This window comes from Micromonospora sp. NPDC051006, assembly GCF_044456245.1.
Taxonomy (GTDB): Bacteria; Actinomycetota; Actinomycetes; order Mycobacteriales; family Micromonosporaceae; genus Micromonospora.
In genome coordinates this window covers 145067-155503 of record NZ_JBITFP010000016.1, presented here as the reverse complement: position 1 = coordinate 155503, position 10437 = coordinate 145067, and the positions used below count along the sequence as shown (strand labels likewise).

Genomic DNA, 10437 nt, shown 5'->3' with positions numbered 1-10437 from the left:
CGAACTCAACGGACGACCCCGCCAAACCCTCGACTGGCAGAATCCAGCCGAAGCACTCAACAAGCACCTCGTTGCAACAGCCGCTTGAAACCGCCGCGCTCGGACACCGCCATATCCGCGAACTGGAGTGGATCACCCGCTCATCAGCGTCTGCGGACGCCAACCCGCGCACTCGGGGGGCCGAGCCCGAACACGCGGAGCGCAGGTCAGGGCCTGGACGGACGGGCTCAAGGACGCCGGCGTGCGGACCGGGGCGGGCGCTCGAGAGGCCCGCTCGGCAGGGTGCTGGCCGGATCGAGGCGCACGAAAGCCACCGGGGTCGCCGGATGCTCCGGCGACCCGCTCGTCGCGCCCGCCTCGACCGCGCCAGGGTCAGCGGCGGGCCGGGCTCAGCGGTGCCCCTCCGGGCGCTGCCGCCAGCGGTCCTCCATCCGGTCCAGAATCGAGGACCGTCGACCGGAACGACCGCGGGACCGGCGACGACTCGTCGTGCCGCCCACCACGTGCAGGTCTGGTGACTGCGCCCGACGGTGCGACTGCACCGCGAACGCGGCCGAGGCCAGCATAACGACGAAACCCGCCACAGCGAGCGGCGGAGTCTTGATCACCGCGCCATAGACCAGCAGGGCCAGGCCAGCGATGATGACGCCGGCAGCGACGAGCAGGCGACGCCGCGCATGGAAGCGCGGATCGCTGGCGCGCACGGCCGAGGCGAATTTGGGGTCCTCGGCAAGCGACCGCTCGATCTGCTCGAACAGCCGCTGCTCGTGCTCCGAGAGCGGCACGGCACTCCTCCCCGGTCACGTTGGTCGGCCCGTTCGGACCGACAGACCGTGGCAGCCAACCGGCTGCTTACCCGCAAGTCTACGAGGGGGGTCGCGCGTCGGAAAGCGGGACGACCTATGGCCGGGGTGGATTTTCATTCCGATGCTGATCACGGTTGCCGAGCAGACTGGCCGGACCTATGACGGACCGCCCGAAACGGGCAGCCGCGGCGTCGGCGGCAGCTTCCGCTTCCCGCCAGCCGCGCTCGGGTGCGCCGAGGGCGAGCTGACGCGGCGTCTCCTGCGCCGCGGCGAGCCCTTCCATGCGTACGCCGACCAGCCGGACCCGCTCACCGGGGTCGAGCGCCGTGTAGAGCGCCCAGACCGTGTCGAACATCTCGCGGGCCGTGTCGGTGGGTACCGCGAGGGTGCGGGACCGGCTGACCGTGCGGAAGTCGGCCAGCCGTACCTTGAGCGAAACCGTCCGGCCGACCTGCCCGGCCCGGCGCAGCCGCGCGCCGACCTTGTCGGCGAGCCCGAGCAGCACGCGTCGGATCTCCAGCGGGTCGGCCACGTCGACGTCGAAGGTGACCTCGGCGCCGATCGACTTCTCCACGTGCTCCGGGCTCACCCCGCGCGGGTCGCGCCCCTGGGCCAGCTCGTGCAGGTGGTTGGCGGACGCCTCACCGAGCGCCTTGCGCAGCATCCCGTACGGCGCTTCGGCGAGATCGCCGATGGTGGCCAGTCCGAGCCGGCGCAACGTCTGCGCGGAGCGCTCCCCCACCCCCCAGAGCGCGTCCACCGGCAGCGGGTGGAGGAAGTCGAGCACCTGCGACGTGGGCACGACGAGCAGGCCGTCCGGCTTGGCCCGGGTCGAGCCGAGTTTGGCCACGAACTTGCTCGGCGCCACCCCGACCGAGCAGGTCAACCCCTGCTCGTCGGCGACCCGGGCACGGATCTGGCGGGCGATCGCGGCCGGCGGACCGAAGAGCCGGCGGGCGCCGGTCACGTCGAGGAACGCCTCGTCGAGGGAGAGCGGCTCGACCAGCGGCGTGACGTCCCGGAAGATCTGCATCACCGCCCGGGAGGCCGCGGTGTAGGCGGGGAAATCCGGTGGGAGGTAGACCGCGTGCGGGCAGAGCGACCGGGCCCGCATCATCGGCATGGCGCTGCGTACGCCGTAGCGCCGGGCCTCGTAGCTGGCCGAGCTGACCACGCCGCGCGGCCCGAGGCCACCGACCACCACCGGCCGGCCCCGCAGCTCGGGCCGGTGGCGCACCTCGACCGAGGCGTAGAAGGCGTCCATGTCGACGTGCAGGATCGGGCTGCCGGAGTCGTCGGCGTCCGGCCCGAAGCGCGGATCACCGCCTCGGGGCAACGACTGGCTGCGGCCCATTGCGGCAGGTTAGCCCGGGGGTACGACGCGAGCGGCGAGGCGGTCCGGTCGACCTCGCCGACCGGATGCGGGCCGGCCCGCATCCGGCGGGTGCCCGGGTCGGTCAGCCCCGGACGACCAGCAGCGGGATGGTCATCTCGGCGGCGGTGTCCGACCCGTGGTAGGCCACCAGCCGCGACGCCGTCGGGTGCTCCGATCGGCTGGCCAGCACCGCGTACGTGTCGTTGCAGACCACCACGACGTCGCCGATGCGGGCCAGGTGCTCCTCTCCGACCGGCCCGAACCATCCGGTGGCGACCGCCTCGTCCCGGGTACGGACCCGGGCCGCGGCGCCGAGCACCGCCGACCAGGCGGCCACCACGTCGTCGACCGCGCCCGGCGCGACGTGCAGGTAGCGCACCCGGGCTTCACCGGCGACGACCCGCACCCCGGCCCGCAGCCGGGGGTCGGTGTCCAGGTCGAACCGGTGCGTGGCCGGCACGTCGAGCTGGCCGTGGTCGGCGGTGACCAGCAGCGCGGCGTCCGGTGGCAGGCCGTCGACCAGCCGGGCGAGCAGGGCGTCCACCTCCGCCGCGGCGACCCGCCAGGGTGCCGAGTCGACGCCGGTGAGGTGGCCGTGCCGGTCCAGGTCGGGGTGGTAGCCGGAGACCAGGGTGGGGCCGGTTCCGGCGGTCAGCGCGGCCAGCATCGTCTCGGCGAGCGCGTCCACGCCGGCCGCGCCCCGGAAGTCGCCGCCCCGGTTGGCGGCGACCGTCAACCCGCTGCCGCCGAACTCCGGGCGGCTCACCGCGGTCACCGCGACCCCGGCGGCGCGGGCCCGTTCCAGCTGGGTCGGCACCGGCTGCCAACGCAGCGGGTCCGGGTCGGTGGTCCACTCGATGTGGCTGAGCACCCGGTCGGTGCCGGGCACCCGGACGGTGAAGCCGAGCACGCCGTGCGCGCCGGGCGCGGCGCCGGTGCCCAGGGTCACCAGGCTGGTCGGGGTGGTGGACGGGAAACCGGAGGTGAGCGGCCGGCCGACCGTCGCGGCCAGTCCGGCCAGCGTCGGGGCGTGCCGGGCGGCGGTGGGGATCTGATACCAGCCGAGCCCGTCGACGAGCAGGACGGCGACCCGGCGCACCCCGGCCAGCGGCTCGGTCAACCCGAGCCGGTCGGGCGCGCCCGGCACCCCGAGCACGGCGAGCGCGCTGGGCAGCACGTCGGCCAGGCTGCCGTCGCCGTACCGGGGCGCGACGACCGCCAGCGGCCCGGCCACATCGTCCGGCCCGGGCGCACCGGCCCCCGCCGGCCGTCCGGCGTCGGGCGGCTCCGGCACGGACGGCCCGGTCATGCCGGGCGGCGGGCGAAGAGGTGCAGTTGGGCGGCGAGGTCCCGGTACGGCGGCCGGCCGGCCAGCGCCCGCTCCAGCTCGACCAGCGCCCCCGACTGACCGTCGGCGACCGCTGCCGGCAGCAGGTCGGCCAGGACGCGTACGCCGTGGATCTCCTCGACCACCAGGCCGGCGGCGGCGAGCAGCGCGCCGGCCCCGTCGGCGTCGTAACGCCGCCGCAGCGTGTCCCGCGGCCCGGCGCTGCCAGCCGGGTCGCCGGCCAGGGCGGCCGCGAGGTCCAGGTGCCCGTTCATCGCCCGGGCGAGCACCGCGGCGGCGCGACCGGCCACCAGCACGCTCGCCGCGCCGCCGGGACGCAGCGCGGTGGCCAGCGCGGCCACCACCGGCGCCGGGTCGTCGACCACTTCCAGCACGGCGTGGCAGAGCACCAGGTCGGCGCCGGCCGGCTCGACCAGACCGGCGAGGGCGTCGCCGTCGCCCTGCACCGCCCGTACCCGGTCGGCCACCCCGGACTCGGCGGCCCGGCGGGCCAGCGCGGCGAGCGCGTCGGGGCTGGCGTCCACCACGGTGACCCGGTGCCCGGCCTGGGCGAGCGGGACGGCGAAGCCACCGGTGCCGCCGCCCACGTCGAGCACGGTGAGCTGCTCGCCGGCCCGGCGGTCCAGCTCGGCCCGGAGCACCGCCCAGATCACGGCAGTACGAGGGGTCAGGGTTCGGGTCTGCTCCACCTCGCCGAGCCTAGTCACCCGCGCCAGGGAGTCAGGACTCACCGCCTCCGGCGGGGTCCTCCTCCGCCGCGCGGGACCGGCGGGCGTTGGCCACCGGCCCGTCGGTCACCTGGTATTCCCGGGGCTCCATCTCGTGGCTGGGCGCCCAGCCGGCCCCCAGCCGGGTGCGCCGGACGTTGGCAAGGGCACCGGTATACGTGCTGTCCAGGGTCATCGTTCTCTCCCCCCGTCGGGCGGGCCACTCTGCCCGGCCGACCAGGGAAGTCTCCCGCCTTCCGGGCCGGGAAACCGTAATGTGGATCACTGCGCTCAACGGAAATCCCGAGAGGCCGGAGTGACCGGCGGATCGATCGCGTCCAGCCGGTCGGCGACCAGGTTGACCACCCCCTCGTTCCGCTCCAGCCGACCGCGGACCACCAGCCCGGTGCTGGTCCGGGCCACCCGCCGGTAGCGCTGCCACAGCCCCGGCGAGCAGGTGACGTTGAGCATGCCGGTCTCGTCCTCGAGGTTGAGGAAGGTGACCCCGCCGGCGGTCGCCGGGCGCTGCCGGTGGGTCACGATGCCGCCGACCCGGATGCGCTGGCCCGGCTCCACCCGGCCGAGCCGGGCGATCGGCACCGCCCCCACCAGGTCGAGCTGGGGGCGGATGAACCGGGCCGGATGGCTCTCCGGCGACAACCCGGTGGCCCACACGTCGGCGACCAGCCGGTCGACCGCCTCCATGCCGGGCAGGGTCGGCGGGGCCGCGCCGGTCACCGTGCCGGGCAGCCGGCCCGGCCGGTCCTGGGCCGCCGCGCCGGCCGCCCAGAGCGCCTGCCGCCGGGTCAGCCCGAAACAGGCGAAGGCGTCCGCGGTGGCCAGCGCCTCCAGCTGCCCGGCGGTGAGACCGACCCGCCGGGCCAGGTCCGGCATGTCGCGGTACGGCCCGCGCGCGCTCCGCTCGACCTCGATCCGCTCGGCCAGCTCGTCGCCGAGGGTACGCACGCTGGACAGTCCGAGCCGGACCGCCGGACCGCCCAACCCCCAGGCGTGCGGCGGCTCCCCCGGCTCGCTGCCCCACCGGGTGTCCGGGGTGGATTCCAGCACCGCCTTGGCACCGCTGGCGTTGATGTCCGGTCGGCGCACCTGTACCCCGTGCCGGCGGGCGTCGTCGACCAGAGTCTGCGGCGAGTAGAAGCCCATCGGCTGGGCGTTGAGCAGCGCGGCCAGGAACGGCCCCGGGTGGTAGCGCTTGAGCCAGGAGCTGGCGTAGACCAGGTAGGCGAAGCTCATCGCGTGGCTCTCCGGAAAGCCGTAGCTGGCGAACGCGGTGAGCTTGCGGTAGACGTCGTCGGCCAGCTCGCCGGTGATGCCCCGCTCGGCCATGCCGGCGTAGAGCCGGTCGGCGATCTGCGCCATCCGCTCGACCGAGCGCTTGGCGCCCATCGCCCGGCGCAGCTGGTCGGCCCCGGCCGCGTCGAAGCCGGCCAGGTCGATGGCGAGTTGCATCAGCTGCTCCTGGAAGAGCGGCACGCCGAGGGTCTTCTCCAGCGCGTTGCGCATCAGCGGGTGCGCGAACGTCACCGGCTCCTGGCCGTTCTTGCGCCGGATGTACGGGTGCACCGAGCCGCCCTGGATCGGGCCGGGCCGGATCAGCGCCACCTCGACCACCAGGTCGTAGAACTCGCGGGGCTTGAGCCGGGGCAGGGTGGCCATCTGGGCGCGACTCTCCACCTGGAACACCCCGACCGAGTCGGCCCGGCAGAGCATGTCGTAGACCTCCGGGTCGTCCAGCGTCATGTCGCCGAGGTCGAGGGTCGTCCCGATCATGTCGTAGCCGTAGTGCAGCGCGGAGAGCATGCCGAGGCCGAGCAGGTCGAACTTGACCAGGCCGACGGCGGCGCAGTCGTCCTTGTCCCACTGGAGCACGCTGCGGCCGGGCATCCGCCCCCACTCCACCGGGCAGACCTCGATCACCGGCCGGTCGCAGATCACCATCCCGCCGGAGTGGATGCCCAGGTGCCGGGGGAACGTCTGCAGCTCGTTGGCGTACTCCACCACCTGCTCGGGAATGTCCTCGACGTCCACCGTGGCGACCGAACCCCACCGGTCGATCTGCTTGCTCCAGGCGTCCTGCTGCCCGGGTGAGAAGCCGAACGCCTTGGCGACGTCCCGCACCGCCGAGCGCGGCCGGTAGGAGATGACGTTGGCCACCTGGGCGGCATGTTCCCGGCCGTAGCGGGTGTAGACGTGCTGGATCACCTCCTCCCGGCGGTCGGACTCGATGTCCACGTCGATGTCCGGCGGCCCGTCCCGCTCCGGGGCGAGGAACCGCTCGAAGAGCAGCCGGTGCCGGACCGCGTCGACGTTGGTGATCCGCAGCGCGTAGCAGACCGCCGAGTTCGCCGCCGAGCCCCGGCCCTGGCAGTAGATGTCCTGCTCCCGGCAGAACGCCACGATGTCGTAGACCACCAGGAAGTAGCCGGGGAAGCCCAGCTCCTCGATCATGCCCAGTTCGTGGTCGAGCTGCGCGTACGCCGTCGGGTGCGCCTCCCGGGGGCCGTAGCGCTCCCGCGCCCCCTGCTCGGTCAGGTGGCGCAGCCAGCTCATCTCGGTGTGCCCCGGCGGCACCGGGTAGGCGGGCAGCTGCGGCGCGACCAGTTGCAGGTCGAAGGCGAGTTCGGCGCCGAACTCGGCGGCCCGGGCCACCGCGCCCGGGTACGCGGCGAACCGGGCCGCCATCTCGGCACCGCTGCGCAGGTGGGCCGTGGAGGCCGCGGGCAGCCAACCGTCGATCTCGTCCAGGCTGCGCCGGGCCCGGACGGCCGCCACCGTGGTGGCCAGCCGGCGGCGTCCCGGGGTCGCGTAGTGCACGTTGTTGGTGGCCACCGTGGGCAGGCCGGCGGCGGCGGCCAGCTCGGCGAGCGCGTCGTTGCGGTCCGCGTCGACCGGATGCCCGTGGTCGGTGAGTTCCACCGCGACGGTCTCCGCGCCGAAGAGCGCGGTCAGCCGGTCCAGCTCGCGGGCGGCCGCGTCGACCCCTTCGGTGAGCAGCGCCGCCGGCACGTGCCCCTTGCGGCAGCCGGTGAGCACCAGGACGTGGTCGCGCAGCTCGGCGGCGACCTCTTCCAGCTCGCCGTAGATCGGGCGGCCCTTCTCCCCGCCGCGCAGCTGGGCCCGGGCGATGGTGCTGGCCAGCCGGGCGTACCCCTCGTGGCCGTGCGCGAGCACCAGCAGGTGCGCGCCGAGCGGGTCCGGTTCGCCGTTCTGCGGGCCGGGCAGGCCGAGGGAGAGTTCGGCGCCGAAGATGGTCGGCAGCTGCAACGCCCGAGCCGCCTCGGCGAAGCGCACCACGCCGTAGAAGCCGTCGTGGTCGGTGACGGCGAGCGCGGTGAGCCCCAGCCGGGCCGCCTCCTCGGCCAACTCCTCCGGGTGGCTGGCCCCGTCGAGGAAGCTGAAGTTGGTGTGCGCGTGCAGCTCCGCGTAGGGGACCGCGCCCTCGGGGCGGGCCACCGCGGGCGGTTCGTACTGCTCCCGCCGGCGGCTCCAGGCGGGGCTGTCCCCGCCGTCGGCGTCCACCGCGAGCGGGTCGACCACGTGCAGGTGCCGTTGCGCGCGGGACCGGCCGGACGCGCCGCCGGGCGGCCGGCCGGAGAGCACCCCCTCCAGCTCGGACCAGGGCATCTTCGGGTTGTGGAAACTCATCCGCCCGCTCCGGCCCGACCGGCGCTCTCCCCTGCGGCCGCCACCCGACGCTCAGTCATAGATCGCCTCCACCAGCCACTGCCCGGCCTCGACCGCGAGCAGCAGGGCGGCGCCGTCGGCGAGGCTGACCTGGAACCGGGCCCGGCGTCGGGCCTCGGCCGGCGCCCACCAGCGCTCGTCGACCGGCCACGGCCCGGCCCAGCCGACGATCTCGACCGGCGCCGCCGTGCCCACGGTGAGCCGGGCCGGCGCGGCGCTCACCGCCAGGCGCGCGCTGACCACGACCGGCTCGCCGGCGGCGTCGTGCACGGTGGCGGCCAACGGGCTGGGCAGCACCACGGCGGGCGCGGGCGGCGGAAGCCGACCGGGCCAGGGCGGGCTGGCACCGGTACGCCCGGGCCGCCCGACGCCGGCACCACCGCCAGCTCCGGCGCCACCGCCAGCTCCGGCTCCGGCGGCCGGCTCGCCGGGCAGCGGTGGCGGACCGGGGCGGGCCGGCAGCCGCTCGTCGCCCCACGGCACCAGGTGCACCTGGTCGGCCGGGGACCGGCCGCCGCCGAGCACCGCGGTGAGCACCGCCTCCGGGCCGAGGATGCCCTGCACCCGGCTCAGCGCCCGGTGCGCCCGCTCCCGCTCCTCACCGGTCTCACCCCACAGACCGGACTGCAGGCCGGCCTGGGCGATCACCCCGTCGGGGACCAGTCGCAGCCGGATGATGCCGGCCGTCGGCCGGGCCGGGCCGGCCCCGCCGCGCCCGCTGCTGCCGGTGAGCCAGCCGTCGAGCTGCCAGCGGACCCGGTCGGCGATGGCCGCGGCGGTGAGCAGACCGTCGTGACGCCAGACCCGGTGCAGCTCCTGGCCGTGCGCGGTGACCGCCTCGATGCCGAGCCGGGTGCAGGCCAGCCCGTGCCCGGCGAGCCGGTCGTGCAGCTGTTCGGCCAACGCCCGGGCGGCGAACGCCGCCGCGTCGACCCGGTCGATCGGCTCGTCGTGCTCGGCGGTCACCGTCAGGTCGGCCGGGGGCTGGCGGACGGCGAGCGGGCGGTCGTCGCGCCCGGCGGCCAACCGGTGGGCCAGCGCGCCGTCGAACCCGAACCGGGCCAGCACGTCGCCGGCGGGCAGCGCGGCGAAGCCGCCGAGGGTGCGCACCCCGAGCCGACGCAGCAGGTCGGCCAGGGCCGGCCGGCCGAGCGCATCGACCGGCAGCTCGGCGAGGAACGCCGGGGTGCCGCCGGGCGGGACGATCCGCCCGCCGCGGGCGGCCAGCCCGGCGGCGAAGACGCCGTCGGCGATCCCGACCTGGCTCTCCACCCCGCAGGTCTGGGCGACGTGCTCGATGATCCGCTCGGCCGCCGCCTCCTCACCGCCGAGGTAGCGGCTCGGCCCCCGGGCGGTCAGCGCGCACGCGCCCGGTCGGACCACCTCCACCCCGGCGACCAGCTCCTCCACCGCGGCGACCACCGGTTCGAACGCGCGGGCGTCCCGCCCGGGGTCGTACTCGACGACGGTGAGTTGGGGGCAGCGGCCCTGCGCCTCCCGTTTGCGCAGGCCCCGCCGCACCCCCTCGGCCCGAGCCTGCTCGGAGCAGGCCACCACCCGGTTGGCGTGCAGCACCGCGACCGGGCCGGTGGCCGGCACCCCGTCGACGATCTCGGCGGCGAGCACCGGCCAGTCCGGGCACCAGAGCAGCAGGGTGCGCAGCGGTGCGTCGGTCACGCCGGATCGACCAGGGTGAGCGCGCCACGGTGGGAGTCGTCGGCGAGGGCGTGCTTGGGCGAGGCCACCGGGCGGAGCCGGCCGGCGGCGACCGGGCGACCGGCGGCGGGCGTCACGGCGCGGGGAATCACCCGGGTCAGCTCCGCGCCGGGCAGCCAGACCTTGATCTCCTTGGGCCGGGCGGCCGCCCCCCGCCCGCGCGCCGAGACGGTCAGCTCCCGGCGGCGCAGCCGGCCCCGGCCCGACCCGAGCCCTTCCCAGACCCCCCGGACCACCTGCAACGTCACGTCCGCGCCGTCCCACCGCCCGTACGGGACGAGCACGCTGCCGCGCTGCCGGGCCCGGGCGGCCAGCCGGTTGGCGACCGAGGCGGAGACCGCCGCCGGCACCGCGGTGACCACGACGTCCACCCCGTCGATCAGCGCGGCGACGACGGTGGCCCACTCGGGCCCGGGGTTCGGCACCAGGGCGAGCCGGTCCAGGGCGATCCCGAGTTCGGCGGCGGCGCCCGCCCCAAACGTCGGCACCCCCACCACGGCGCACCACGAGCCGGCCCGGGACGCCTCGGCGAGCAGCGCCAGCACCAGCGAGGTGCCGCCGCTGCGCCGTGGGTGGCCGGTGGCGACCGCGATCGTGCTGCCCCGGCGCAGCCCACGGTTGGGCAGCAGCCCGGTCAGCTCGGGGGCCACCGGCAGCGTCCGGTGGCCGCCCGCCGGATCAGGCGCGCTCGCGGGGCGGACCAGATCGGTCAGCGCGGCGGAACCGACCACCATTCGGCCCGCCATCGGACCAACCCCCCGTCGTGTTGCTGATGGATCA

The 10437-nt window shown here is 75.8% G+C and carries 8 protein-coding genes; all 8 read right to left on the bottom strand.

Annotated features, from left to right (window positions below):
- Positions 1-389: 389 nt before the first annotated feature.
- Positions 390-785: a DUF3040 domain-containing protein gene (locus tag ACIBBA_RS23045; RefSeq protein WP_091596662.1), complete on the bottom strand. Its 396-nt coding sequence runs from the start codon at positions 783-785 to the stop codon at positions 390-392.
- Between the two features lie 115 nt (positions 786-900).
- Entirely contained in the window at positions 901-2160 is a 1260-nt protein-coding gene (locus ACIBBA_RS23040) for a DNA polymerase IV (protein WP_396700015.1), read from the bottom strand.
- Between the two features lie 103 nt (positions 2161-2263).
- Positions 2264-3490 carry an alkaline phosphatase family protein gene (locus tag ACIBBA_RS23035; RefSeq protein WP_396700014.1) on the bottom strand — a complete coding sequence of 409 codons (1227 nt, stop codon included), beginning with the start codon at positions 3488-3490 and terminating at the stop codon, positions 2264-2266.
- The gene (locus tag ACIBBA_RS23030) at positions 3487-4236 is read right to left on the bottom strand and encodes a methyltransferase domain-containing protein (protein ID WP_396700013.1); all 750 of its coding nucleotides are present in this window, start codon (positions 4234-4236) and stop codon (positions 3487-3489) included. Before ACIBBA_RS23030 ends, ACIBBA_RS23035 begins: the two co-directional genes overlap by 4 nt.
- 13 nt (positions 4237-4249) lie before the next feature.
- Complete coding sequence (locus ACIBBA_RS23025) at positions 4250-4432, bottom strand: hypothetical protein (protein WP_396700012.1); 183 nt, start codon at positions 4430-4432, stop codon at positions 4250-4252.
- Between the two features lie 95 nt (positions 4433-4527).
- Positions 4528-7902: an error-prone DNA polymerase gene (locus ACIBBA_RS23020; RefSeq protein WP_396700011.1), complete on the bottom strand. Its 3375-nt coding sequence runs from the start codon at positions 7900-7902 to the stop codon at positions 4528-4530.
- 51 nt (positions 7903-7953) lie between these two features.
- Positions 7954-9618 carry a DNA polymerase Y family protein gene (locus ACIBBA_RS23015; RefSeq protein WP_396700010.1) on the bottom strand — a complete coding sequence of 555 codons (1665 nt, stop codon included), beginning with the start codon at positions 9616-9618 and terminating at the stop codon, positions 7954-7956.
- Complete coding sequence (locus ACIBBA_RS23010; protein WP_396700009.1) at positions 9615-10403, bottom strand: hypothetical protein; 789 nt, start codon at positions 10401-10403, stop codon at positions 9615-9617. Before ACIBBA_RS23010 ends, ACIBBA_RS23015 begins: the two co-directional genes overlap by 4 nt.
- Positions 10404-10437 lie beyond the last annotated feature (34 nt).

What these genes read in the sequence shown, in the direction of transcription:
- ACIBBA_RS23010 (WP_396700009.1), bottom strand. Translation starts at nt 10,403, where the DNA reads ATGGCGGGCCGAATGGTGGTCGGTTCCGCCGCGCTGACCGATCTGGTC.
- ACIBBA_RS23020 (WP_396700011.1), bottom strand. Translation starts at nt 7,902, where the DNA reads ATGAGTTTCCACAACCCGAAGATGCCCTGGTCCGAGCTGGAGGGGGTG.
- ACIBBA_RS23040 (WP_396700015.1), bottom strand. Translation starts at nt 2,160, where the DNA reads ATGGGCCGCAGCCAGTCGTTGCCCCGAGGCGGTGATCCGCGCTTCGGG.
- ACIBBA_RS23035 (WP_396700014.1), bottom strand. Translation starts at nt 3,490, where the DNA reads ATGACCGGGCCGTCCGTGCCGGAGCCGCCCGACGCCGGACGGCCGGCG.
- ACIBBA_RS23025 (WP_396700012.1), bottom strand. Translation starts at nt 4,432, where the DNA reads ATGACCCTGGACAGCACGTATACCGGTGCCCTTGCCAACGTCCGGCGC.